This window comes from Marinobacter sediminicola, assembly GCF_031157525.1.
Lineage (GTDB): Bacteria > Pseudomonadota > Gammaproteobacteria > Pseudomonadales > Oleiphilaceae > Marinobacter > Marinobacter sediminicola.
In genome coordinates this window covers 92,223-116,582 of record NZ_JAVIXR010000003.1, presented here as the reverse complement: position 1 = coordinate 116,582, position 24,360 = coordinate 92,223, and the positions used below count along the sequence as shown (strand labels likewise).

General features: G+C 56.6%; 19 protein-coding genes. 6 read left to right on the top strand and 13 right to left on the bottom strand.

What is annotated here, in order from left to right:
• Nucleotides 1-10: 10 nt before the first annotated feature.
• From RG807_RS05490 to gdhA, 4 genes are all read right to left on the bottom strand, one after another.
• A complete protein-coding gene (locus RG807_RS05490; RefSeq protein WP_309044000.1) occupies nucleotides 11-544 on the bottom strand; it encodes a response regulator transcription factor in 534 nt (177 codons plus the stop codon).
• Nucleotides 531-1,796 (bottom strand): sensor histidine kinase, encoded by a 1,266-nt coding sequence (locus RG807_RS05485; RefSeq protein WP_309043999.1) that lies wholly within the window; start codon nucleotides 1,794-1,796, stop codon nucleotides 531-533. Before RG807_RS05485 ends, RG807_RS05490 begins: the two co-directional genes overlap by 14 nt.
• Before the next feature lie 74 nt (nucleotides 1,797-1,870).
• Nucleotides 1,871-4,447, bottom strand: coding sequence for a PEP/pyruvate-binding domain-containing protein (locus RG807_RS05480; RefSeq protein ID WP_309043998.1), 2,577 nt, complete (start codon nucleotides 4,445-4,447; stop codon nucleotides 1,871-1,873).
• 16 nt (nucleotides 4,448-4,463) lie between these two features.
• Nucleotides 4,464-5,813 (bottom strand): NADP-specific glutamate dehydrogenase, encoded by a 1,350-nt coding sequence (gene gdhA / locus RG807_RS05475; RefSeq protein ID WP_298450972.1) that lies wholly within the window; start codon nucleotides 5,811-5,813, stop codon nucleotides 4,464-4,466.
• Between the two features lie 247 nt (nucleotides 5,814-6,060).
• On the opposite strand from gdhA, the gene RG807_RS05470 reads away from it, so the two are divergent.
• On the top strand, nucleotides 6,061-8,076 hold the full coding sequence (locus tag RG807_RS05470) for a TonB-dependent receptor domain-containing protein (RefSeq protein WP_309043997.1): 2,016 nt from the start codon (nucleotides 6,061-6,063) through the stop codon (nucleotides 8,074-8,076).
• A gap of 112 nt (nucleotides 8,077-8,188) precedes the next feature.
• Here RG807_RS05470 and RG807_RS05465 read toward each other — a convergent pair whose 3' ends face one another.
• The gene (locus RG807_RS05465) at nucleotides 8,189-8,563 is read right to left on the bottom strand and encodes a potassium channel family protein (protein ID WP_410803548.1); all 375 of its coding nucleotides are present in this window, start codon (nucleotides 8,561-8,563) and stop codon (nucleotides 8,189-8,191) included.
• 193 nt (nucleotides 8,564-8,756) lie between these two features.
• On the opposite strand from RG807_RS05465, the gene RG807_RS05460 reads away from it, so the two are divergent.
• Genes RG807_RS05460 through RG807_RS05440 form a run of 5 tightly spaced genes read left to right on the top strand, consistent with a single transcriptional unit; the run spans nucleotide 8,757 to nucleotide 17,182 of the window.
• Complete coding sequence (locus RG807_RS05460; RefSeq protein WP_309043995.1) at nucleotides 8,757-9,995, top strand: efflux RND transporter periplasmic adaptor subunit; 1,239 nt, start codon at nucleotides 8,757-8,759, stop codon at nucleotides 9,993-9,995.
• Complete coding sequence (locus tag RG807_RS05455; RefSeq protein WP_309043994.1) at nucleotides 9,992-13,129, top strand: efflux RND transporter permease subunit; 3,138 nt, start codon at nucleotides 9,992-9,994, stop codon at nucleotides 13,127-13,129. The genes RG807_RS05460 and RG807_RS05455 overlap by 4 nt, the downstream gene beginning before the upstream one ends.
• Nucleotides 13,126-13,806, top strand: a complete 681-nt coding sequence (locus RG807_RS05450) for an ABC transporter ATP-binding protein (RefSeq protein WP_309043993.1) — start codon at nucleotides 13,126-13,128, stop codon at nucleotides 13,804-13,806. Before RG807_RS05455 ends, RG807_RS05450 begins: the two co-directional genes overlap by 4 nt.
• Nucleotides 13,803-16,100 carry an FtsX-like permease family protein gene (locus RG807_RS05445; RefSeq protein ID WP_309043992.1) on the top strand — a complete coding sequence of 766 codons (2,298 nt, stop codon included), beginning with the start codon at nucleotides 13,803-13,805 and terminating at the stop codon, nucleotides 16,098-16,100. Before RG807_RS05450 ends, RG807_RS05445 begins: the two co-directional genes overlap by 4 nt.
• Nucleotides 16,097-17,182 carry a lipocalin-like domain-containing protein gene (locus RG807_RS05440; RefSeq protein ID WP_309043991.1) on the top strand — a complete coding sequence of 362 codons (1,086 nt, stop codon included), beginning with the start codon at nucleotides 16,097-16,099 and terminating at the stop codon, nucleotides 17,180-17,182. Before RG807_RS05445 ends, RG807_RS05440 begins: the two co-directional genes overlap by 4 nt.
• 7 nt (nucleotides 17,183-17,189) lie before the next feature.
• On the opposite strand, the gene RG807_RS05435 is transcribed toward RG807_RS05440, so the two are convergent.
• From RG807_RS05435 to RG807_RS05400, 8 genes are all read right to left on the bottom strand, one after another.
• Complete coding sequence (locus RG807_RS05435) at nucleotides 17,190-18,119, bottom strand: flagellar motor protein MotB (RefSeq protein ID WP_309043990.1); 930 nt, start codon at nucleotides 18,117-18,119, stop codon at nucleotides 17,190-17,192.
• 5 nt (nucleotides 18,120-18,124) lie between these two features.
• On the bottom strand, nucleotides 18,125-18,901 hold the full coding sequence (locus tag RG807_RS05430; protein WP_309043989.1) for a MotA/TolQ/ExbB proton channel family protein: 777 nt from the start codon (nucleotides 18,899-18,901) through the stop codon (nucleotides 18,125-18,127).
• Nucleotides 18,902-18,925: 24 nt separating this feature from the next.
• On the bottom strand, nucleotides 18,926-19,333 hold the full coding sequence (locus RG807_RS05425) for a YkvA family protein (RefSeq protein WP_309043988.1): 408 nt from the start codon (nucleotides 19,331-19,333) through the stop codon (nucleotides 18,926-18,928).
• 75 nt (nucleotides 19,334-19,408) lie between these two features.
• A complete protein-coding gene (gene pelG / locus RG807_RS05420) occupies nucleotides 19,409-20,785 on the bottom strand; it encodes an exopolysaccharide Pel transporter PelG (protein WP_309043987.1) in 1,377 nt (458 codons plus the stop codon).
• Nucleotides 20,785-20,976, bottom strand: a complete 192-nt coding sequence (locus tag RG807_RS05415; RefSeq protein ID WP_309043986.1) for a hypothetical protein — start codon at nucleotides 20,974-20,976, stop codon at nucleotides 20,785-20,787. The genes pelG and RG807_RS05415 overlap by 1 nt, the downstream gene beginning before the upstream one ends.
• 28 nt (nucleotides 20,977-21,004) lie before the next feature.
• Nucleotides 21,005-22,324 carry an endo alpha-1,4 polygalactosaminidase gene (locus RG807_RS05410; RefSeq protein ID WP_309043985.1) on the bottom strand — a complete coding sequence of 440 codons (1,320 nt, stop codon included), beginning with the start codon at nucleotides 22,322-22,324 and terminating at the stop codon, nucleotides 21,005-21,007.
• 142 nt (nucleotides 22,325-22,466) lie between these two features.
• A complete protein-coding gene (locus RG807_RS05405; protein ID WP_309043984.1) occupies nucleotides 22,467-23,513 on the bottom strand; it encodes a peptidoglycan -binding protein in 1,047 nt (348 codons plus the stop codon).
• Complete coding sequence (locus tag RG807_RS05400; RefSeq protein ID WP_309043983.1) at nucleotides 23,510-24,238, bottom strand: flagellar motor protein MotA; 729 nt, start codon at nucleotides 24,236-24,238, stop codon at nucleotides 23,510-23,512. The genes RG807_RS05405 and RG807_RS05400 overlap by 4 nt, the downstream gene beginning before the upstream one ends.
• Between the last annotated feature and the right edge of the window lie 122 nt (nucleotides 24,239-24,360).

Here is a 24,360-nt window from a genome sequence, read left to right as displayed (position 1 = left end):
GCCTGGTGTTTCAATTTCGCCAGCGAGAGTGCTTTTGCAGTTTGCGTTGAAGGGTTCTCCGGTGCATGTTGAGCGCCCTGGCGGTGGCGGATACATTGCCTTCGTGCTCATTGAGTACCCGCTGAATGTGCTCCCATTCCATTTCTTCCACCGAAGGTGGTTCCGGGCGGAGCTCCGGTGTGATTGCCAGAGCATCAAAGCCGCTGATGAGCTGGCTAACAGTAACCGGCTTGCATAAATAGTTGATTGCCCCGCGGCGCATGGCCTCAACCGCTGTGGCGATACTGCCGTAACCCGTGAGTACCAGTACGCCCAGATCAGGCTGCCGGTGAAGCAGTTCCGGCAGAAGTTGCAGGCCGCTCTCGCCGCCAAGATTCAGATCCAGCACACACCGGCTGAAGCTTCTTGAGCTCAGAGTGCCAAGTGCTTCGGCCTGGGAGGTGGCTATAGTAGCTTCAACGCCTTGGCGCTTCAGGGCGCGCTGAAGCACCTCCAGAAACGCTGTGTCATCGTCGATAAGTAACCAGGTTTTATTGGTGGTCACGTGCTACTCCCGCTGTCTCGGCTGCAGGCAGGTCGATGATCATAGTCGTTCCTTGCTGGTCGACGCGAGCCTTCAGCGTGCCTCCCAGGCGCTGGATGGTTGCGTTGGTAAGAAAGAGGCCGACGCCCATGCCATTTTCCGAGCCAACAATCTGTTCGCCCAAGCTTTTCTGAAAGTCATCTTCCAGGCCGTCGCCGTGGTCTTCCACCACCATTTCAATCCGGTTGTTTTCTGCACAATGCACACTAACGGCAACCCAGGATGGGCTGGCGGTTAGCGCGTTTGCCAGCAGGTTCAATATGGCCTGATCCAGGGTGGCATCCACCGCAACCCGGCAATCCGGAACCACCCCGGGCCAGTCGATAGGTGCAGCAGGCCACAGTAGCGTTGCTGACTCCTTCAGCCGTGCAATCCAACTCTCGGCAGTAAGCGTTTCCAGCTGGGCAGTTTTTGCTTGTACTGCCGCACTGGAAAGTTGCTGCAGATGTTCACTGCAAAGAACGAGTTGTTTCTCCATCAGCTTCAAGTCATCCGCAAGACTCGGGTCGGGGAAGGCGGCACGGATCTCGTCGACCAAAAGGGTCATGGTGTTTAAGGGGGTGCCGAGGCGATGGGCAACGGCGGCTGCAGAAAGCCCCATGGAGATGATCTGTTCATCGCGCAGGCGCGTTTCCCGGATGCTTGATAGCTGCTGCTGTTGCTGCCCTAACCGTCGTGCCAGGGCGCCAACCACCAATAGCAGAATTGCAGCCGTCATAGCGAAGGTCACCCACATACCCGCGAGGTGCAGTTGGGCCAGATTGGCATCGTGATGTTCATGGGTAATGGGGGTGTGCCAGATAATCAGAGTCGTATAAACGCCGATTCCTGCCAGGGTCAGGGCCATACTCTGGCTCAGGGGAACCAGAATGATCGCGACCGCTATAGGTAGCAGCAACAGGGACACAAGAGGATTGGTGTAGCCGCCGGTGAGGAAAAGCCATCCGCCAATCAAAACCAGGTCAAGAGCAAGGCCAGCGCTTACACTTATGGCGGATTGCGGTGGCCGACGAGTAAACCAAAGCCAGCCAAGAACCGCGAGAACCCCATAAAACAGGCACAGTATGAGTGCTTCTGCCCCGTACGCCAGGGCAATAACGGTCTCTGCTACCGCCAGCGCGACAAGCTGAAGACCGGCAACGGCCAAACGCATGCCCAGCAGGTAGCGGGCAGCTTGTTGAAAACCGGTTTGAGAGTGCGTGAGCCATTCCATGGGCTGGATTCTAGCAGGGCCAGGTGGGCAGCGGGGCTGCGGTCAGGTGCTTTTGTTGAAATAGTTGATAGGTATCAAACCGGGTAGTAACAGGCCAGGTCCTGGCTGATCACGTCGCCGGTCAGCTGCAGCGGATTCTCGCGCAGGTCAAAGCTCTGAATCGCGGCCTCAGGTGAGCTCCCTTGCCTGTGTGTGTTTGTGCCGGGAAGTCGATCTGGTTGGTAAACACTGTTCCGGCCATTGGGGAAAAGAGCCGCGTAGGCGATACCGGCTTCTACCAGGTCCTGGAAAAAATGTGAGCCGTAAGAAAGATCCGGCACCATATCGCCGTCCATTTCTGCCACTTCAACCAGCACGGCCACGCCCGCGATGTCCGCAAAACGAACGGGTACGCCCAGCTCGGGGCTGCTGGTGCCCCAGCGGCCGGGGCCAATAAGCATGGTTTTGCCCTTGTCCATACGCACCAGCTCGCCTACGAGGTTGGCAACGTCGTAACGTTGGCTCACGCTAAGCTGCCTATAAACGGAAGCATCCACCCGGATAACGCGCTGGATTCCCAGGTTGATATTGCCCCCCATAAAGTGTCCCTGGGTGCGAAACAGAAGGTTCTGTGCCGGTATTTCCTCGGGTATTGCAACGGCCGTGGTTTCGCCGATAGTTGCCAGCGGCCTGCATTGCACCAGGTTAAAGGCCGGTTCTCCGGCACTGTTCAGATGCAGGGTAAATTCCACGTCCACCGGGTGGTTATAGCCTGCTTCGAGGGTTTTCAACAAGCTGGAGAGACGGTCCACAAAAAGACCATTGCGCACCAGGGGTGCAAAAGTCAGGCGCCATACCGGTGTTGGCAAGTTCAGCTCCCGAGCTCGCCTGCTGGCGGGCTGGTCTATTTCGCCCAAGTGGCTCAACGGCAGGTCGGAAACCTCCTGTGTGAGCTGGCTTAACGGGCGGGTGGCTAATTCGCCTTCTCGCAGATCCAGTACATCCAGCAGGTGCTGGGAGAACTTGTAGCTTTCATCCTGATTGCGGAAGGGCTGGCGGCGAGGGTAGTCCAACGCCATCACGCAAGCGTGGTCGCCTTCGATCCGATCAACGGCACGGGTGCCCAGCCCCATAACCAGCCGAACCATGCCAGCAGCCGGGTCCATATCGGTATCCCAGGCAAAGGTATTGCGAGAAACACCAACGCCCGCGGCATCTGGCAGGTAGTAGCGGCCATGGAAGCGACCATTGACTCGCTGGATCAGCAGAGCCATGGGTTCTTCCCGCTGGTCGAGACCGCGTTGCTTGCGGTATACCAAGGCATCTTCGCTCATGGTAGAGGCATAAACCTGGCGGATGGCGTGCTCCAGAGCGTCAAGCCTATGCTCTGGAGCACCCTGGTTGATCACAAAAACGCTGTCGTACTTGCCGGCAAACGCGTTGCCAAACCCATCTTCCTGCAGGCTGCTTGAGCGCACCAGAATCGGATATTGCCCGTAGTGATCCAGTAGCCGTTCCAGTTCACTTCGGATTTCCGGTGGGAATTCGCCTTCCAGTAAGCCCTGGCGCAAGGTCGCCGCTTCACTGAAGTACCCCTCGGGTGCACGCTGGCGCATGATTGCTGGCCACAGCCCATTGTGTACGAGAAAGGCGTAATAGGCGTCTGAGCCAAGATAGCGGGAGTCATGAGGCTCCAGGCTTTCCTGCCAGATAGCTGGCTGATTGGTAAGCAGAATGCTGCGGGCGATCAACATGCCAGCGGCCTTTCCACCAATGTACCCGCTGCCGATCATTCGCGCGCGTATCGCGAGCAAGTCTTCAAGATTCAGATAGTTTCTGGCCAAATCCAGTATGCGCGAATCCCGGCTGATCAGTACATTCAGCACGCGTTCGTGAATAGCGGCAGCCTGGTCTTGATCATCATCTTGCATGGCACTGGTAACCTGCATGAACAGACGGTCCCAGTAATCCAGAAGCGGTTGTCGATGTAGCTGCGCCACTTCCAGGCCAGCTTGTAGTCGGGTGGCATCGCTGCTGTCGGAGACCGGCAGAAAACGACCATCGCGCTCTCGATGTGGCAAAAACATGGTGGGGGATTGGCGACACCAGGCTTTGATCGGCTGAACCTGTACATCGTCCTCCAGGCGGTGCACATCCACCATTACCTGGGTTGTCTGCCGGATGCGATCCAGCGTGGTGCGGGAGTGCCGATCCGGGTAAAGAGCAAACCAGGCGACGGTATCCAGTTCAAAGAGGAAGGGGCAGACCACCCGGAAAAAATTGCCTACCATGGCGTCGGTGGCCCAGGCGTTGAGTAGATCACTCAGGCAATCGCACACATAGAATGCGCCGCGCCCATGTTCTTCAATCAGGCGCCATACTCTGCCGGTGAAAGCTTCAAAGCCATCCAGAGCATCGACGTTTTCGGTGTGGATATTGGTGTTTGCGGGCACCAGCGGAGGATGCTGGCCAAAACGCAAATAAATGATACGGCGCCCGGCGGACGCCGCAGACTCGATAAATGGAGTAACGAATCGGCGGTAGTCGTCCAGATCGCTGACTCTCCAGACCACATTGTCGCCAATTCTCAGGCCATCAAGAACGTCATCCAGCCCCGGGAGGCCGGTGGAAACCCGGTTGTTATCCTGTGAGTTTCCGCCGTTCCCGCTCATGAGGCCTACTCCATAATCAGATAACGCCCATAGACTGCATGGCGCGGGCTACCTTGATAAAGCCGGTTACGTTGGCTCCCAGTACATAGTTACCTTCGGAGCCAAACTCAGCTGAGGTTTCATAGCAGCTCTTGTGGATATCAATCATGATGTCTTCAAGGCGCTTCTGGGTGTAGTCGAAGGACCATGAATCACGGCTGGCATTCTGTTGCATTTCCAGAGCAGACGTTGCCACACCGCCGGCATTGGCTGCCTTGCCCGGGCCGTACATAATCTTGGCCTGCTGGAAGATGGCAATCCCTTCCGGCGTGGTGGGCATGTTGGCGCCTTCAGCAACTGCAATACAACCATTCTCAACCAGCGTTTTGGCATCGTTGGCATTCAGCTCGTTCTGGGTGGCGCAGGGCAGTGCGATATCGCAAGGAATCGACCAAATGCTGCCGCCCTTGACGTATTTTGCGTCTTTGTGGAACTCGGTGTAGGCGCTGAGGCGACGACGATCCACTTCCTTGATCTGCTTCAGAGCGGCCAGGTCGAGACCTTTTTCATCCACGATGATGCCGCTGGAGTCGGAGCAGGCAATAACCTTGGCACCCAGTTCGTGGGCTTTGGCAATGGCGTAGATGGCGACGTTACCGGAGCCGGAAACAACCACTTTTTTGCCTTCCATGGAGTCGCCACGGGCTTTCAGCATCTCATGTGTGAAGAACACAGTGCCGTAACCCGTTGCTTCGGTACGTGCACGGCTGCCGCCCCAGTCGAGGCCTTTGCCGGTGAGTACGCCAGACTCATAGCGGTTAGTGATGCGCTTGTACTGGCCAAACATGTAGCCAATTTCGCGCCCGCCCACGCCAATGTCGCCGGCAGGTACATCTGTGTACTCACCAATGTGACGATACAGCTCCGTCATCAGGCTCTGGCAGAAGCGCATGATTTCGTCGTCTGAACGACCTTTGGGGTCAAAGTCACTGCCGCCTTTGCCGCCGCCGATAGGCAGGCCGGTCAGGGCGTTTTTAAAGATCTGCTCGAAGCCCAGGAATTTGATAATGCCCAGGTACACGGATGGGTGAAAACGCATGCCGCCCTTGTAGGGGCCCAAGGCACTGTTGAATTCCACGCGGAAGGCGCGGTTGATGTGGATCTCGCCTTTATCGTCCTGCCAGGGCACGCGGAAAATAATCTGGCGCTCTGGTTCGCAGATGCGCTGAATAATCTTCTTCTCGGCAAATTCCGGATATTTCACCAGAACGGGCCCCAGAGTCTCCAGAACTTCGTGTACAGCTTGGTGGAACTCGTTTTCACCCGGGTTGCGGTGCAGAACGTCTTGGTAAATCAGTTCCAGTTTCTCATCAAGTCGGGCGGTCATAGAGTATTCCTCATTTCGGTTCTTGCTTATTGCAGGAAAATGAAAAGGATGGCGGAAAAATGGGGCGGTGATTTGACCATATTGCGGCAGGTTTGGCAAGCGAGCCCCTGCGGCAGGGGGCTGAAGGCATACCCCCATAGAGATGCGGCATTGTGTCTCACGCGCTGCGGCGGCTGCCTGTTTATCATGCCCGGGCACATTTGTTCTACAGCTTAATAGGCGGAAACGCCCCCGGGGAAGCAGTTGCATGAAAGAACCAGTATTTGCGAAATGCGCATGGATCGCGGCTTTAGGGCTCTCAGGAATACCTGCTCTTGCACTGGCGCAAGCCTCCGGAGATAGCCTTGTTATCCGGGTAACTGAGGGGCAGGTAGCTGATAAGGCTTCTACGGTGCTGGCAAGTGAGCCGGTCAATCGGCTGGCCTCAGACCCCGCGGTCTCACTCTCCCGCATGGGCGGTCGCGGTCTGGAGCCTGTAGTGCGCGGGCAAAGCCAGGAAAGAGTGGATGTGTTGCTCGATGGCATTCGGGTAGAAGGCGCTTGTCCCAACCGCATGGATCCACCAACGAGTCGCCTGAGCAGCGCGCTGGCACCGGCTCTGGAAGTGCGAACCAATAACCGAACCCTGCGTTGGGGCCCCATTGCCGGCGGGCAGGTGATTGCCACTACCGCAGAGCCTCGGTTCAATGGCAGCGCGACCACCGGCCAGGTAACGCTTGGTGGTTCAGACAATGGAAACGGCAGGCTGGTGAATGCGGCAGCGGCCGTGGGCAGTGAGGCGGCGTGGTTGAGGCTGTCTGGAGGATATGACGAAGCGAACGATTACGAAGACGGTGATGGCAACAAAGTACGCAGCGCCTACGAAAATGCTGAAGGCCGCGCCGACGCTACCTGGACGGCAGAGACTGGTTTCTTCATCAAGGCCATGGTGAGCCGGCAGGAAGAAAGCGATGTGAAATACGCGGGTTCCGGGATGGATGCACCGCAAACCGACACAGATATTTACCGCATGGAGATCGGCTCTCCGGTAGCAAAGGGCGAGTGGAGCCTGCTGGCCTGGCAGGCAGATGTGGATCACACCATGGACAACTTCAGCCTGCGCCCGGCCGGCATGATGAAGATGCAGACGGACTCCATTACCGAAACCCGAGGCGTGCGCTTCACGCTCGATCAAAGCCCGAATAGCGTAACTGATTGGGCCATGGGCGCTGACTTGGAGACCAACGACTGGGATGCCACCCTGTTCAACGTCAGTAACCCTATGCCAATGACGGTGTCGCTGATGTGGCCGGGGGTGGAGCGTGAGCGAGCGGGGCTTTTTGCGGAGGGTTTTCGGCGCATTGCCCGTGACATAAAAGTGGGTGCCGGCCTGCGGTATGACCGTGTGAAAATGAATGCCACCAAAGCGGACGACGTGGCGAGCATGGGTATGACTCCGGCCATGCTTTACCAGAGTGCTTACGGTACGGCGGATGTAGACGTTGAAGATAACAACGTGAGTGGGTTCGTATCGGGTGAATGGCGCCTGCCACAGAACCAGGCGTTAACCCTGACTGGCAGCCGCAGTGTGCGCAGTCCCAGCGTTACGGAGCGCTACCTGGCGCGCAATACCATGGGCGATAGCTGGATTGGCAACCCGGATCTGAATACCGAGAAACATTACAAATTGGAGCTGGCCCTGAGTGGCAGCAAGAATCAGTGGAGCTGGAAGCCCGTTGTCTGGGTCGATCAGGTGGATGACTTTGTGTTGCGTTACAAAGAAACGCAGGCTCAGTGCAGCAAGGCCAACGGCTGCACTCGCTACAAGAACATAGATGCCCGCTTGTTGGGTGTTGAGGCAATGATTGGGTGGACCGATGGCACCTGGAGTAGCAGCAGTGCCTTGGCGTCGGTTCGCGGCGAAAACCGTGATGATGATAAAGCCCTGCCGCAGATTCCTCCGGTTCAATTTGTACAAACTCTGGGCTGGCAGGCGATGGGCCATAGTATTGAGGCTGAATGGCAGCTTGCCCGCCGTCAGGATCACATCGATCCGCAATCGGGGCTGGATGCGGGGGTTTCACCCGGGTATGGCGTGTTCAACCTTTCCGGTAGCCATCCGTTAATGGAGTATCTCACCTTTAATTGGGCTCTGGATAACCTGTTTGATAACACCTGGGCGCCCCACGTGAGCCGCGCAAACACCGATCCGTTCAATCCTGGTGCGATTCGGGTGAACGAGCCGGGCCGCATGCTACGGGCAGCTTTGACGGCCAGGTGGTAGACCTTGTAATGGCGGTTGCCCGCTTCTCATAGCCGGCGGGTAACACTTTGCCCCATGGGGGATGAACTCCCGGCATGGGGTTTTTTATTCTCAGGAGCCCGGGACTGAAGCGTTAGCTGCCCGTCCAGTAACGCTGCATTTTCATGAACAGGAACGAAGCGCTCCAGGTAATCAGTACCAACCCTGTGAGCCCTTCGATTCCGGTCAGAAAACGCAGCGCGCCCAAGGGTTCGATATCACCATATCCAACGGTGGTGAAGGTGCTGAAAGAAAAATAAACGCAGTCCAGAAAACTGCCATTGAAGTTGCCGGCCAGCGAGCCCCATGCATCGGCGTGGTGCATGAAATAAAAGGCTGCTGCAAATACCCACACCTGTGCGGTGTGAGCGATCAGAACGCCAAGAACAGCAGCAACCAAGCGAAAGTGATGATGGGAATGCATGTTTTTTAACAGGCGGCTGAGGAGGACAAGCGCCTCGCGGTGCATCAGCACAACGAGAACCACAATGAAGGCGTTGATAAATGTGGCGCTTAGAAGGTTGGCATAATTTTCTGCTAACAAACGTATAGTACTCCTGACTGTACTTTTTTATAGCAATCCGGAGGTGCCTTCAGAGGTATCTCACTACCCGTTGCCGTCTTGTGGCGGAGCTTTATTTACCTTAGCTGGCCCACGCGTTATGTCCAAACGAATTATACCCGCAATTATTCTGGCCGTTGGCGTTCTTGGCTTCCTGTTCCTTAAGGTGACTCGTCCAGAGCCTGCCCCGGTCTCTGCAACTGAGCGTAGCTGGCGGGTGCAAGTTCAGTTGGTTGAGCCAACCGTGCACACGCCTGTGTTGCCTTTGTACGGCGAGGTGGTGGCCCCCGAGCAGATGTTGGTGGTTGCCTCAATGGCGGGCCGAATTTCAGAGCGGCCCGTGGCCGAAGGGCAGCGGGTGAGCGCCGGTGACCTGCTGGTGGCTCTGGATACTCAGGATGTTGAGCCGGTGTTGGCCCAGGCGAAAGCCCAGGTGGCTGATCTTGAAGCGCAGATCCGCTCGGAACAGGTACGCCACCGGAATGATCAGGCTGCGCTCAAAAGCGAGCAGGCCATCCTGGCCAATGCTCACCGGCAGCTGGAGCGCACGCGTTCTCTGGTGGACCGAAACCTTGCCTCCCGTGAGAGCCTGGAGGGCGTAACAGACGGCGCTGCCAGAGCCGAGCTCACCTTGAGCATTCGCCAGCGCGCCATTGACGAACACCCGGCACGGCTGCAAAGCCTGGAGGCCAGGCTGGCGCAGGCAGAAGCCGCACTTGCGACCACGCAGCGGGATGCCGATCGCTCCCGGGTTGTTGCCCCGTTTGACGGTGTTGTGACAGATGTTCTGGTGGCTCTGGGCGACCAGGTATCAAAACACCAGAAACTGCTCTCTGTGTATGCAATAGAGGGCCTGGAGCTTCGGGCCCGGGTGCCTGACCTGTATCGGGCAGAGCTGATGAGCGCCTTGGCGAAGGGTAAAAACCTGTATGCCTACAGCGATCAGCGCGAGATTCGCTTCCGGCTGGAGCGCTTCGCCGGAATCAGCGACCCTGCTGGAACCGAGGCAATCCTCGCACTGGCTGGAGATTCAGCGGGCTTGCGGCCTGGCGCCCTGTTGCCCGTTATCCTTGAGCGGCCAGAGCGCAGCCAGACAGTGGCCATTCCCTTCAGTGCCTTGTATGGCGCCAGCAATGTGTACCTGATGGCAGACGACAGCCGCATGCAGCGTGTGTCTGTTGAACGGGTAGGCGAAGCGCTCTCCGCCAATGGTGAGCGGCGCCTTCTGGTTGCCGGTGAGGCGCTCAAGCCTGGCGCCCAGCTGATTATTACCCATCTTCCCAATGCCCTCACTGGACTTAAAGTAGACGTGGCCAGCGATGGGAGGCCGGTTCAATGAGGCGCAGAAAAGGCGTCATAGGGTTTTTTGTCCATCACAAGGTTGCTGGCAACCTGGTGATGTTGATGATGTTGCTTGCCGGTACCCTGGGCCTTACCCGTATGAACGTCCAGTTCTTCCCCACCTTTGCGCTGGATGTGGTCAGCGTGCGCGTGGTCTGGAGCGGTGCCTCTGCGGAAGATGTGGAGCAGGGCATTACCAATCCGCTGGAGCAGCGACTGCGCAGTGTAAATGGCCTCAAGAAGATGACTTCCACTTCGGCCCAGAGCATTGCGTCTATCACTCTGGAATTTCAGGAAGGCACCAACCCGATCACCGCACTGGATGACGTGCGCCAGCAAGTGGATGAGTTCAACAACCTGCCCACAGACGCCGAGGAACCCCGGGTCGCCCGGATCGAGCGCTACGAGCCCGTGGCCCGAATGCTGGTGTTCGGTGATGTGGATCGGCGCGAACTGCGGGCGCTGGCTTACCGCTATGAAGACGAACTCCTGCAGCGGGGCATAGACCGGGTGTCTTTCCGGGGCCTGCCAGAGCAGCAAATCAGCATTGATGTTCCGGTGGAAAGGCTGGAGACGCTGGGGCTTACCCTCGGGCAGATAGCGGAAAGAGTAGCGTCGGTTTCGCGGGATTTACCTGCTGGAATCATGGCGCAGCAAGATGCGGCCCGTGAACTGCGATCCACAGAACAGCGCCGCAGCCCGCAGGCGTTTGAATCCTTGCCTGTACTCAGTGGCGAGCGTGTTCAGCTTCGGCTGGGGGACATTGCCGATGTTCGTCAGGAAGATCGTGAAAGCCAGGTGGCTCTCACCCGCAATGGTTTTCCCGCCATTGAGTTACAACTGCTGCGATCTGAAAACGGCAACTCCCTGGCAGCAGCCAAGGTTCTCGAGTTATGGCTTGATGATACCCGGGCCACGTTGCCGCCTTCGATACAGCTGGAGGTTTACGATGAAACCTGGCAGCTGCTGAACGACCGCATTTCCCTCCTCACCAGCAACGGCCTTAGTGGCCTGATACTGGTGATTTGCCTGCTGTACCTGTTCCTTCCGGGGCGTGTTGCGCTTTGGGTGGCCGTGGGGATTCCAACCGCATTTCTCGCAGCGCTTGGTGTGTTCTGGCTGATTGGCGGCTCCATCAACATGATGTCGCTGTTTGCGCTGATCATGGCGTTGGGGGTCATTGTGGATGATGCCATTGTGGTGGGGGAGGACGCAGACGCCCATGCCCGCATGGGTGAGGCCTCCATTTACGCCTCGGAAGGCGCGGCAAAACGCATGGTATGGCCAGTACTGGCGTCGTCGTTGACTACCGTTGCCGCCTTTATGCCGCTATTGGTTGTGGGTGGTGTTATCGGCAATATCCTTGGCGATATTCCCGTCATCATGATCTGCGTGCTTATTGCGTCGCTGCTTGAGTGCTTCATTGTTCTGCCAGCGCACTTGCGGCACGCGTTCACGCCTCGGAATGCGAACAAGAGTACCCCGGAACTTGCCGAGCCCAGCGGGAATCCCATTGCACGCTTCCGTAGTGGTTTTGAGCGTCGGTTTGATCGGTTTCGCGAAGGCCCCTTCCGCCGGTTTTCACAGCGTAGCCTGGATAATCGTGGCATCACCATGGCCTGTGTTCTCGCGTTGGCTCTGGTTACTATTGGGCTTTTGGCCGGTGGTCGCCTCGGGTTCAACTTCTTCCCCACACCCGAGCCCTCTGTGCTTTACGCCAATGCCAGCTTTGTTGCGGGCACCGACAGCCAAACCGTTGACCGGTTTATGGTGGATATGCAAAAAGCACTGAACGAGACGGAATCGGCGCTGGGCGGCAATCTCATATTGCATGCAGTGACCACAGAAGGCGCCACCCTGGGTGGTGGTGGAAGCTCTCGTGCCGGTGATGAGCTGGGTTCCATAATGATTGAGCTGGCGCCGTCGGATCAGCGTGAGGTGCGCAATCCGGAATTTATGAATGAATGGCGCAGCCGCCTGAGCCTGCCTGCGGGGCTGGATAACCTGTCTATCACCGAACGCCAGGCCGGGCCGCCGGGTCGGGATGTGAATGTGCGGCTTACCGGAGAGAATGCACAGAACCTGAAGTCTGCCGCAGAAGAACTGGCGCAGGCGTTATCAACATTGCCCGGCGTGCTGGATGTAGAAGATGACATGCCCTGGGGGCGTGAGCAGTTGATCTATCAGGCCAGTGCCTATGGCGAGGCGCTGGGCCTCACCACCACCGATTTGGGTAGCCAGTTGCGGGCAGCATTTGACGGCAGGGTTGCCCAGATCTATCAGGATGGGCGTGATGAGATGGAAGTGCGGGTGCAGCTGCCCCGGGACCAGCGTGAGCGCTTATCCACACTCTCTCGCGTGACCGTGCGCATACCGGATGGGCGTTTCGTGCCGCTGGGGCAGGTAATGAATCTGGATCACCGCCAGGGCTTTGAAGCTCTGCGCCATGCCGATGGCAAGCTGGCCGTAGAGGTAACCTCCGCCCTGAACACCCGGGTAAGCACCACTGACCAGATTATTGAAAGCCTGGAGGCCGACGCCCTGCCGGACATCGCCAGCCGCTACAACGTGCGCTACAGCTTTGAAGGCCGGTCGGCGGATCAGCGGGAAACCATTGCAGATATGAAAACCGGGATGCTGGTCGGTATCGCCTTGATGTACGTGATACTGGCTTGGGTATTCGCCTCCTGGAGTTTGCCGTTGATCGTGATGGCGATCATCCCCTTCGCCCTGGTGGGTGCCCTGCTGGGCCACTGGGTGATGGGGATTCAGCTGACGGTGTTATCGCTGTTCGGGTTGTTTGGATTGGCCGGCATTGTGGTGAATAACGCGATCATTCTGGTGTCTTTCTACAACCATCAGCGTGAGAAAGGATTGGGCATTAACGAAGCACTGAACGAAGCAGCCGTGCAGCGGGTGCGTGCCGTGCTGTTGACCTCGCTGACTACCATCGGTGGCTTACTGCCCCTGCTGTTTGAAACCTCACTGCAAGCGCAGTTCCTTATTCCCATGGCCACCTCGATTGCGTTTGGCTTGGGGCTGTCTACTGTTCTGGTATTGGTGATTATTCCGGCCCTGCTATCCTTGCTGGAACAGTTTCGTGAAGGGAGGCAAGGAGGGGAACCGATATGACAGAGTCTCTGCTGGCTGTTCGGGGCTTGAGCAAGCATTTCGTCAGTGGCAATGAAACGGTCCCGGTGATTGAAAAGCTGACGTTCACCCTCGGCCAAGGCCAGTCGCTGGCTTTGGTCGGTCGTTCCGGCTCCGGTAAAAGTACGCTGCTGAACCTGTTGTGCGGCCTGGAGTCGCCCGATGCGGGCACCATTGTTATGCAGGGGCAGGTTTTTGAGGCGGGCAGTGCAGCGACACGGGAAAAGGCTGCGGCATGGGCCGACTTGCGCCGGCAGCAGATTGGCGTGGTGTTTCAGGAAGCCAACCTGATGCCCGCCCTGACGCTACTGGAGAATGTGCGGTTTCGCGCCCAACTGGCAGGCCGTGATCCCGCAAACAGTGAGGACTGGCTGACACGTCTGGATATAGGTGAGCTGGCCCAGCGTTATCCGGATCAGGTATCCGGCGGCCAGCGCCAGCGTGCGGCACTGGCTATGGTTTTCTCGATGGAGCCAGCACTGATTCTGGCAGACGAGCCCACCGGCAGTCTGGATCGCCAGACAGCCGCCGAGGTTACCCAGGTATTGTTCGATCTTCAGGCCCGCTACCGTTGCGGCTTGATACTGGCGACTCACGACGCCGAGCTTGCCGCCGGTTGCCAACAGCTTCTGGATCTTGGCCACATGAGCGCCGTATGAAGGTGCTCATGTCTCTCCTTCCGTCTTTACCCGCTTTACCCATACCCCGGGCCCTGCTCAGCCACTATCGCCGTCACCCTCTGCAGTTGCTCGCCCTGGCGACCATGATCGTTCTTGCCACCATGTTGTGGACAGGGGTGAATCATCTCACCAGCCAGGCACGGGCGAGCCTTGATCAAAGCGAACAAGCGGTGGCAGAACGCCAGCAAGTGGTCAGGGATGATGGCCAGGCTCTGATGGTTGAAGACTTTGTGTCCCTTCGCCTTGTTGGTGTGTGCGTAATGCCCTGGCTGGAGGTAACCCCGGCATCGGGCAACCGTATTATCGGTATTGATCCCTTGGCGGCCCACTGTTTTGGCGCCGGGGCAGCTCGGGGGGGCGATCAACCACTGGATGGCAAGCCCTTTGTCGATATGAGCACCGCAGCTAGCGCTGGTGAAGCTCATTTGTATTTGCTGACACCTGACTCTACCCAAGACTCTGATCTACCGGCTGCCTACCACCTGAAAACCTTCGCAACCGGCCCGGAAACAGGTGAGCTCGGTGACAGCTTTTTGCTTAATCTTGAAGCCTTGGGCGTTCTGGTTCTGCTCATTACTGCTCTGCTGTTGCGCAGTGTGTACCTGCTGGGGCTGGCGCAACGCCGGGACAGCTTCGCCCTGCTGCACCGATTTGGGGTTTCGCCAGGGCAGGTTCAGCGCTGGCTGGTGCTGGAAATTATTGCGCTGGCGCTGATCTGTGTGGTGCCCGGCGTAGGGCTTGGCCGGTGGCTGGCGGCCGGGCTTGGGGGTGGTTTTGGCCAAGCTCTTGATGGGTTGTTCGATATACCTCTCTATGCCGGGCAGGGGCAGGGTTGGATAACGCCGGTCCTGGTTATGTTGACTGTGGTTGTGATTGCCTGTTTGGGGGATCTGCTGTTGCTCAGATTCCGTGAGCGCTTGTCTTTGTCTGTGCCCAATCAGGGCAGATTGGCGACGGCTTTGTTTTTGGCTGGGCTGGTTATGGCCTGGTTGGCGCCTTCGCTGCCCTGGGTGTTTGTTGCGGTGGCTCTGGTTTTCGCGGGGGCCGCCTGGCTGACCCCGACCGCGGTCACTGGCTTTGCCAATTGGCGCGCAGGTCAATCGAAAGCCCCGCTTGCCCGGTGGCGTTACAGGGAACTCGCCGTGCTGGCGCGCCGACTTACCTTGCCACTGGTTGCCTTACAGTTTGCCCTCGCCATGGTGCTTGCGATTCAGGCTCTTGTTACCACCTTCGAGGATACATTTGATCGCTGGCTGGGACAGCGGCTGGAAGCAGCCTATTACATTGAGGTACCAGCTGGGGCAGACAGCCGAAAAGCAGTCGATTGGCTCACCGGTCATCAGGCAAGTAATCCGGGCATGCAGTGGCATCAGGTAATTCGGGGCAGCACCCGGATGGCAGACAAGGCTGCCGCAAGCAGGCAGCAGGTGGATGTTTACGCACTTGCGCCAATAAGCACTCTGATAACCGGGTGGGGATTGCTGGAAGCGGAAGATCACCCCTGGGAGACGTTAGCCGGCAATAAAGGCGTAATGATCAACGAGCAGCTGGCACGCAGGCAAACGCTTGGGGCTGGGGATACCCTGCAATTGGTTCTCGACGGGCAGACTCGGGACATGCGGATTCTCGGGGTATACCCGGACTATGGCCGCCCGGTGGGTGAAGTATTGATGAACGCAGAAGCACTGCCCGAGAATTTCATTGCCCGTTCCGAGAGTTTCTCCATAACGCCGGGTGAGTTGGGGATTACGTCTGTTACCGATGGATTAAAGCGGCTCTGGGGTGTGGAAACCCTATCCATGAGAGACAACAGCACCATTCGTGAGCTGGCGACCGGCGTGTTTGATCAGACCTTTGCGTTAACCCGCGCCATGACTGTGCTTACCCTGATTCTGGCAGCGTCTGCGTTGTTGATGATGGGCTGGGTGTTTTTCACCACTCGAGCCTGGTACTTCCGGCTTCTGGTGGTGTGGGGCATGTCGCAGCGGCAGGTGGCAGGGCAGTTGCTCAGGTTAGCGCTGGCGTTGACCGGCGGTATCGCCTTACTGGCCCTGCCATTGGGTATCTGGCTGACTTGGGTGCTGGTGCACCGGATCAACCCCCTCGCATTTGGCTGGTCGCTGCCCATGGCCGTGTACCCGACTTTTTGGCTGGAGCTTGGCGCTCTTAGCCTGGCCATTGGCGTGAGCATTGCTGCGCTGATGCGCAGGCAACTTGGCAAACCCTCCGTTGCACGTGTATCTGCCAGCGCTTTGACGGGAGGCGAGCGATGAACCGGTATCTGGTATTTTCGTTAGGGCTACTGCTATTGGCTGGCTGCTCCGGCGATGCCAGCGAGGAAGGCTTTGCAGGTTTAGCGGGGCTTGAGCAAAACGCAGCGGGAGAAACACCCTATTTGCAGCCCGGCCCCGGAGATCGGTTGGCGTTCCCCGCTGATTTCGGGCCGCATCCTCAGCATCGAATCGAATGGTGGTACCTCACTGCAAACCTTGAAACGGCTGAGGGCGAACCCTTGGGTGTGCAGTGGACCCAGTTCCGGCAGGCACTTCAGCCCAGAGTTGCCTCCAAGCCAGCGCCAGATTCAACCGATTGGCCATTGCAAGCGGCATGGATGGCCCACGGCGCAGTGAGTTGGAAGGGACAGCACTACTTTACGGAAAAGCTGGCCCGTGGCGATATGGGGAATGCTGGGGCAAAGGCCGTTCCCTTTCAGGTTTGGCTGGACAACTGGCGGCTAACTGGCAATACCGACAACGATCGCTGGCAACTGCAAGCGGCAGGCGAAGGCTGGAGTTACGACCTGACGCTCACTATTCAGGGCGAGCCAGTGGGCCATGGAAATGAGGGATTCAGCGCCAAATCCGCCGGTGGAGAAGGTTCCATGTACTTCAGCCTGGTAGACATTGCCATAACTGGCGAGGTGGTGCTGGAAGGTGAGGCATTGGAGGTATCGGGTAAAGGCTGGTTTGATCGGGAATGGAGCAGTCAGCTTCTGAAAACCGGGCAAAAAGGATGGGACTGGTTTGCGCTGCACCTGGATAGCGGCGACAAACTGATGGCATTCCAGTTGCGGGACGACAGCGGCAGTTTTCGATCAGGCACCTGGCTTCCTGCAGAAGGTGATCCCATTCCCTTGAATTCTGAAGAGATTGGTGTGAAAGCACTGGAGCTGCGTAAGGGCGTGCCTGTGCGCTGGCAGCTCAGCGTTCCGGCCTATCAGGTGAATCTGAAACTGAGTGCGCCACCAGGTGATTACCTTAATGCCGGGCTCTATCCTTATTGGGAGAGCCCGGTAGAGGTGTCAGGAAGCCATTCTGGAGAGGGCTATATGGAACTCACGGGTTATGCCGATTGAGCGTGAGTTACCAGGTAATGGTGCCTGAATCTGAATCCGGGCTAACAGGGCGAATATCGATGATGGCCTCGCGCTCGGCTGTGTCTTTTTCAATTAATTCACGAAGCCGCATACGCTGCTCTTCCAAGGGCTCGGACATGTCGATGATGATCTCAACGCGTCGGTTTCTTGCCCTGTTCTCAGCGGAGGTGTTGGCTATTCTCGGCTCTGTGTCAGCCAAGCCTTTAACGGCCAGGCGTGTTGCATCAACGCCTCCGGTGGCTAACAAGGCGTTGGCAACGGCTGCAGAACGTGCCGCAGACAAGTCCCAGTTACTGTAAAACCGAGATGTACGAATGGGAATGTCATCGGTGTGGCCTTCCACAGTCAGCTCCCCGGGCATATCTGCAAGAACCTTTGCCATATCCAGAAGCAGGCTTTCAAATTCCCAGGTCAGTTCTGCTGAGCCTGAGGGAAACGACCCTTTTTCTTCAACCCGGATAACAATTCTGTGTTTGTCCAGATCCGCTTCTACAGTAATCCGCCCATCGTCAATGGCCTCTTCAAGTACCTCCTGAATACTGGATGTGCTGGTCTCTAATGAGTCCTTGGCGGCAGCATCCAGCGCGTCTTCGGTGGGGCTTTTCAGGGTTTGCAGTTCGGGTTGCTGGTCGGTGGTGGTCTGCTTGATTTCGTTAACCAGCGTAGGCTCTGGCGGCGCCGGCGAGAATTTGTCGAAAATAGGGCTGGTACCCATGGGGATTTCCAGTGCCGGTACATCCCGCTGCACGCCGAAGGCTTTGGATAGCTCACCGGCAATCTGCTTGAACTTCATGGCGTCGATTTCAGAGAACGACAGCAGAAGCACAAAGAAGCACATCAGCAGCGACATCAGGTCGGCAAAGGTGACAACCCAGGCCGGTATACCCGGTTTTTCCTCTTCTGGCAGCTCATCCATGGTGCTTATCCGCTGGCGGCCTCCGCCTCAGGCGCCTTGCCCCGCTCTTTTGGGGTCAGGTAGCTGGATAGCATCTGTTCGATAACCCGTGGGTTAATACCCTGCTGAATAGCCACCAGCGCATCGGTGTACAGCATTTGCATGCGAGCTTCTTCTGTCATCCGCAGAGATAGCTTGTCGGCAATCGGTGTGGCTATCATGGTGGCAATCATTGCGCCGTAAAGTGTGGTTAGCAGGGCAACCGCCATGGCCGGGCCGATGGATTTTGGGTCTTCCATATTCGAGAGCATTTGCACCAGGCCAATCAGGGTACCGATCATGCCCATCGCTGGTGCGACATCCGCCATGGCGGTAAACACTTTGGAGCCAGAGCGGTTGTAATCCAGTGTCATCAGGCGTTCTTTATCAAGAAGCTGCTTGATGGTGTCATCGGTTTGACCATCCACCAGCATCTGGATGCCGCTACCGAGGAAAGGCGAGCTGACCGCACGGCCTTCAAGCCCCAAGGGGCCTTCTTTGCGGGCTATGTTTGCAACTTCTACCAGCTCTTCAATACTGGTTTGGGTTTCCGGGAGCTTGAACTTGAACGCCCGGGCAGCTGCTTTGAAGGCACCAAGAAACTGCGGGATGCTGAATTTTGCGAGAACCACCAGTAGAGTTCCACCAACTACGATCAGCAATGATGCCCCGTTGAGGAAAACACCAGGCGCCGCACCAAGAACAACGGCCGTTACGATCAGTAATATGGCACCAAGAAGGCCAATCAGGGTGGCTAAATCCACGTGATCTCCAGGGAATTTTACGGTTTAAGGGGAAGTAGCTTCTTCTTTGACTTCTTTCCAGGCTGCGTACTTGTGTAAATCAGACTCGACCAGCTTCAAACATAGTGCAACCACCCCGACATCGTCCAGAAAGCCGATACCAATGATTATATCGGGTATGAAATCCAGAGGATTCATTACGTAAAGAAGGGCGCCAGCCATGGCCGCTATGCTCTTCCATGGTACATCTCGATAACTGCCGTTCCAGTAGTCGCGGATCATGGAAAACATCAGCTTTATATCGGCACTGAACCGTTTCAGCTTACCACTGCCTTTGACCTTTTTTTCAATAGCCTTCTGCCGCTCAAGTAGCGCCTCCAGATCGGCACGGTTTACCTTCTCGGCTTCGGCATCTAACTGTTTGCGGGCGTTCTTCTGGCTGAACAAGGCCATGAAAACGAGTCCTCTTTTGATGGTTAACAATCTACCGTAATGATGTCATGAAATCAGTCAACGTTCTGTATCGGTTTACCGCCCCTGGAGCATGAAGGTTTCGTACTCCAGCCGGTCGAACTTGCGTGAAAGCATTGCCAGACCGATAACGGAAGACAGGAACGTAGCACCAGCATAGCCGTAACCGTAGAAGCTGGCGCCGAGCTCGATCGTTATGATGGTGAAAATAATATTGCTGGCGAAGAAGACTGCGCACAGGGTTACGTTAATTTGGCGAGAGTCCAGGTAAAAGAGCACGTTCTGGATGGCCAATAAAATGAGCTGCATGCTAACGGCGACCAAGTCTATATAGAACATGGGCAGGTACAGAGTGGATATACCGATAGCCGACAGCAGGTCATCGGCCCAGATAAACAGAACGATCAGCGTAAAGCTCTGAACCTTGAAGATCTCGTAGATGCCACTGCGGGCTACGCGCACCATTTCATCCCGGAAACCACTGATGCGTGCCAGGGTGTCGCCTTCCCGAACGGCGGTGTAAAAACGATCATAGGCTTCTGAAAAGTCGGTTTCCATGCGAACCAGAAACACCGCCATACCAGGAATGATGGCGAGGTAAGCCAGGAAGATTGACAGGTCGTAGATGGCGGACGCTCTGAGCGTTCCTATGACATGCTGAGATGTGTCGGGGTGGAACCAGAAAATGAACTTATCGGCCCAAACCGCGGCATTGAACAGCAAGCCGGTGGCAATCAGAGCGAGGAAAATTTGTGACCGGCGAGTGAAGTCAAACTTCACCGGGCTATCGCTGGGGTATTGGCGAATGATGGTGAAAAGAAAACTGAACAGCAATAGCGCATGGCCTAACAGCAAGCCACCTAGCAAGCCCTCCAAACCAAAACCTGACAGCAATAGCGAAGCGATAATGGCAGTGGTGTAGCCAACTGCAAACAGCCCAACAATCAGGAAGTAGGATTTCATCCCTGACAAGAAAATGGTGACAGGCCAGAGGTTACACAGCACCACAAAGTTAGCCAGCATCAGCAGCTTGTACATGGTGCTGGTATCGGGCAGTAAAAACAGGACGGCAGGAAGCCCGCCCGCCAGCGCCAGCAAGGTTGAAAGCCAAAGCACGCCCATCAGGTTGGGTAGGATCAGGCCATTACGTTTTTCATAAAGCCGGTCGGCCACCCAGCGGGTAAACACTTGCTGAAAGAGCCCGGAGAGCGTGAGGGAAATCGCCATCAGATAGGTAACGGAAACCAGAAACTGAACGATCTCCAAATCACGAACTGCCAAAGTGATACTGACGATGCCAATCAGCATCACCCCGAGAACCGAGAGCACCCAAGGGCCTGAGCTGATGATACTGGCAAGGCCGTAAGCGCCAATCAGACTGCTCAGATTATCGCGCTTCAGAATGCGCCTGAGTTCGAATCCTATGCCTGCCATTAGTCTTTCCGGTCTGAGGCCATCAGGGCGGTGTCATAAATGTTGCGATACGAATCAAACATAGCGTCGAGCGTGTAATAGCGTTTTACCCGCGCGAGGCCTGTTTCGCTCGCCTTTTTCCAGAGTGGAGGGTCCAGCAAGAGGCGGATTGCGTCTCTGGCCGTTGCTTCAGGGTCGGCAATGGGAACCACTGCGCCGCTGCGCCCCAGACTTTTATCTTCATCGGTGCCGCCTTCGATAAGTTCTCGGCATCGTCAGCCAGCTGCTGGCGAGGCGAGGTTGGGGTAGAGGCGTGAGCGTGCCTGTTGGCAAGCGCTTGCTCTCAAAGTTCCCCATAGAAGGGTGTGCAGAGGCAGGTTCCAGACTGCCAGCCGGGACTGCCAGTCGTCGGCTTTGTATCAGGGCTTTGCAGGGGGTGGATGTGGGGGAGAGCCCAAAGGCAACGACCGGAAAGCCTGTGGATTGTGATTGGCCAAGCCAGCGACAAAAGGCTGATGCGTTTGCGTTGGTTTCCCGCCAAACCACGGCGCCAAGGTAACGATCGTCAAGCGGTTCGTTGAGCAAAGGCTGAAGAATAGAGCGATAAGTTGGTACCAGCCCCAAGCGCTCTAACAGGATGCCAAGGCGTCGGTGAGCTGAACTCTGATCTGCCTGGTGTTCGGGCAGATCATGAAACACCAGAATGTGGCGTTTCTTAATGGGTGGAAGTGTGGGGCCAAGGCGATTTAGATCATGGTCCGAGACATAGGGAGTAAATCCTTCTTGTGCCAGCTGCTGAGACAGCTCAACCGCCTCAGCGCCGCTTTTAGCGTAATCAATCGCAATGATGGGAGTGTTCGGGTGGTTCTCGCGCCAGTGGGAGAGCTGGCCAGATAGCCATTCGCGGTCTTGTTCCGAGGTGCGGTAGTAGCGCCGTCCGCCGGCTTCATAGCCGTTGCGCCAGGATTCAAACGCAAGGGCATCAACCTGTCGATGGATCTGCTCGGGCAGATGAAACCCGCGATTAATGATGATTCGGCTTTCTGGAAAGCGTTCGCGGATTTCTGCTATCAATAGCGCTTGGGCATCGGCGAAGGCCTGCTGATTGTTTTTGCCTTCTTCGGTAAGCAGGTGGCTGTCGAGCGTGTCCAGAAAAACACCCCTGAAACCACGCGTCATTGCAGGCGTTACCAGGTCGTCGAGCATGAAAGCCCGAACATCAGCCCTTCGGATATCCAGAACATAGCTCTTCCAGGCCGTGTTCTCGCCCAATACCCAACCTTTGCCCAGGGTTTTTATGGCTTGGTCAGAGTGGGCCATTTCTCCAGCGCTGAGGTAGGCAACGGGGCGTGTGTTGCCCAGGTTAAGAAAGTCCAAGCGAGCATCGGAGGTCTGGGTTGGTTGCAGCACCAGCCAATCATAGGCATATAGGCTGCCAATGGGCGCTTCAAACCCATAATAAAAGCCAACATTGAGGATTGAGGGAGAGCCCTGCCCAGTACTGGCTAGTAGTGACGCTGGTAGCAGTAAAAGTAAAGCGAACAGGGTATTTCGGATCATGTAAGCAAGTAGTGCATCGAAAGCGAATTGGTGTGCTGTGGTTGCCCAGCGCTTAATAACAAAGAACTGATCAGATGCTGAGCAGGTTATAGCTTTATGCTGTTTCGAACAAGGCAACTCTGTTTGCCGGCAAGGACAAGCATTATCGGTCCGTCAGCTTGATTTCGATACGTCGGTTTTTCTGTAGTGCCTCCGGCGCGGTGCCTTTCGCAACCGGGAAGAACTCGCCAAATCCGGCAGCGACCATGCGGTTTTGCGGCACACCCTGATTTGCAAGATAGCGGACGACCGCTACCGCACGGGCGGTTGATAGCTCCCAGTTGGAGGGAAACTGCGGTGTGTTGATGGGAATCAGGTCGGTGTGGCCGTCGATGCGCAGAATCCAGTCAAGATCTTTGGGGATGGTTTTAACCACATCCAGCAGCACCTCGGCCAGCTTATCCAGCTCACGTTTACCATCAGCGCCCAGGCTGGCTGAGCCGGAAGCGAACAGCAGTTCGGAAGGCAGCAGAAAGCGGTCGCCAACTACGCGGATGTTTTCATTGGCCGCCAGAATGTTCCGCAACCGGGAGAAGAATTCAGACTGGTACTGTTCCAGTTCGTTGACGCGCTCAGCCAGCAGCGTATTCAGACGCCGGCTGACGTTCTCCAGCTCGCCTTCTTTATCTGCAGCCATCTCCTTTTGCAGCTTCAAGGCAGCGGTTATCTGGCGCAACTGGTTCTGCAGCGATGCAATCTGATTGGACAGCTGCAGAATCATGTTTTGCTGGCTGACGGAGAGTTCGTCTTTGTCATCCAGCGCCTGATTCATGTTCGCCAGTCTTTCTGCGCGGGCTTCGGCATCGGCAGTCTGCTGCATCAGGCGATTGCGAGCGGCTGCCAGGCGGTCTTGCAGGTCCTGATTCTCAGCCTGGCTGTCGCTGAAGTTGCTTTGAGCCGTGAGTATTTGCTGTTCGAGCGCGTTTGTTTTGCTCTGTTCCAGCCCCAGCAGTTGCGATATTTCGTTCAGGCGCTGGTTCAATCGGGCCAGTTCGGAATTGCGGTCAGACAGTGTTTGAGACAGGAAAAGCTGGCTGACCACGTAGATCAATAACATGAAAATGACCAGCATCAGCAGGGCCGACAATGCGTCTACATACCCCGGCCATACGTTGGTGGTGCTTCGGCTTCGGCGCCTGGATCCGATCATGGTTGGCGTTCATTGCTGGTGAATGGGTCCAGCAGGTTGGTCACACCGGTTAGCCACTCTTCCAGGCCATCGTAAAAACGGTTCTGGGCGTGGCCCGCCTGAATGTCGAGAAAACCCAGGATCAGCGAGCCGCCAAGACCGAGCAGTGATGAACTGAATGCCGTGCCCATACCCTGCAAGGGCGTCAGCAATCCCGTCTGAAGATCCACAAACACCTTGCCGAAGTCACCCTGACCCATATCCAGATTGGTAATGACCTCTCCAACGGCATTGATGGTACCAAGCAAACCCCAGAAGGTTCCAAGCAGCCCGAGAAACACCAGCAAGTTAATGAAGTAGCGTGTGATTTCCCGCTGTTCGTCCATTCTTGAATGAATGCCATCCAGAACTGTTCTTAGTGACATGGTTGATAGGGTGAAACGATCACGTTTGGCATCTTCGCCTAGCTGCCGTGCCAGTGGCTTGAGCAGCCGGGGCTCTTCCAGCACCGAAAGGCCGGAATGGCCTGTGCGAAACTGGGCGATCCAGCGTAGTTCGGGGAACAGCACGAATACCTGCCGATAGGTGAGGCCGATGCCGACAATCAGAACGCCCACAATTAACAGGTTGAAGACCCAATTCGCCATAAACGCCGTGGCCAGAGGTTTGTGGACCAACACGCCAACAACGGTAACAACCGCCAGAAAAAAGGTCATCCAGAAAAGGGTGTGTTTTGGATTACTCATGAAAGAAGCCAGCCTTTTGAGTTGTTCCTCAAAAGTTAGCACAGACTGGCGAGTCTTGATGGTTAATTGCGGGACATCATGGGGGCAGGAGCGCCCCGGTCAGGTATGGCACCAAGCCGGGG

Coding starts and splice junctions, on each gene's coding strand:
- RG807_RS05485 (WP_309043999.1), bottom strand. CDS start 1,796: ATGGAATGGCTCACGCACTCTCAAACCGGTTTTCAACAAGCTGCCCGC.
- RG807_RS05480 (WP_309043998.1), bottom strand. CDS start 4,447: ATGAGCGGGAACGGCGGAAACTCACAGGATAACAACCGGGTTTCCACC.
- gdhA (WP_298450972.1), bottom strand. CDS start 5,813: ATGACCGCCCGACTTGATGAGAAACTGGAACTGATTTACCAAGACGTT.
- RG807_RS05470 (WP_309043997.1), top strand. CDS start 6,061: ATGAAAGAACCAGTATTTGCGAAATGCGCATGGATCGCGGCTTTAGGG.
- RG807_RS05465 (WP_410803548.1), bottom strand. CDS start 8,563: ATGCACCGCGAGGCGCTTGTCCTCCTCAGCCGCCTGTTAAAAAACATG.
- RG807_RS05460 (WP_309043995.1), top strand. CDS start 8,757: ATGTCCAAACGAATTATACCCGCAATTATTCTGGCCGTTGGCGTTCTT.
- RG807_RS05455 (WP_309043994.1), top strand. CDS start 9,992: ATGAGGCGCAGAAAAGGCGTCATAGGGTTTTTTGTCCATCACAAGGTT.
- RG807_RS05450 (WP_309043993.1), top strand. CDS start 13,126: ATGACAGAGTCTCTGCTGGCTGTTCGGGGCTTGAGCAAGCATTTCGTC.
- RG807_RS05445 (WP_309043992.1), top strand. CDS start 13,803: ATGAAGGTGCTCATGTCTCTCCTTCCGTCTTTACCCGCTTTACCCATA.
- RG807_RS05440 (WP_309043991.1), top strand. CDS start 16,097: ATGAACCGGTATCTGGTATTTTCGTTAGGGCTACTGCTATTGGCTGGC.
- RG807_RS05435 (WP_309043990.1), bottom strand. CDS start 18,119: ATGGATGAGCTGCCAGAAGAGGAAAAACCGGGTATACCGGCCTGGGTT.
- RG807_RS05425 (WP_309043988.1), bottom strand. CDS start 19,333: ATGGCCTTGTTCAGCCAGAAGAACGCCCGCAAACAGTTAGATGCCGAA.
- pelG (WP_309043987.1), bottom strand. CDS start 20,785: ATGGCAGGCATAGGATTCGAACTCAGGCGCATTCTGAAGCGCGATAAT.
- RG807_RS05410 (WP_309043985.1), bottom strand. CDS start 22,324: ATGATCCGAAATACCCTGTTCGCTTTACTTTTACTGCTACCAGCGTCA.
- RG807_RS05405 (WP_309043984.1), bottom strand. CDS start 23,513: ATGATCGGATCCAGGCGCCGAAGCCGAAGCACCACCAACGTATGGCCG.
- RG807_RS05400 (WP_309043983.1), bottom strand. CDS start 24,238: ATGAGTAATCCAAAACACACCCTTTTCTGGATGACCTTTTTTCTGGCG.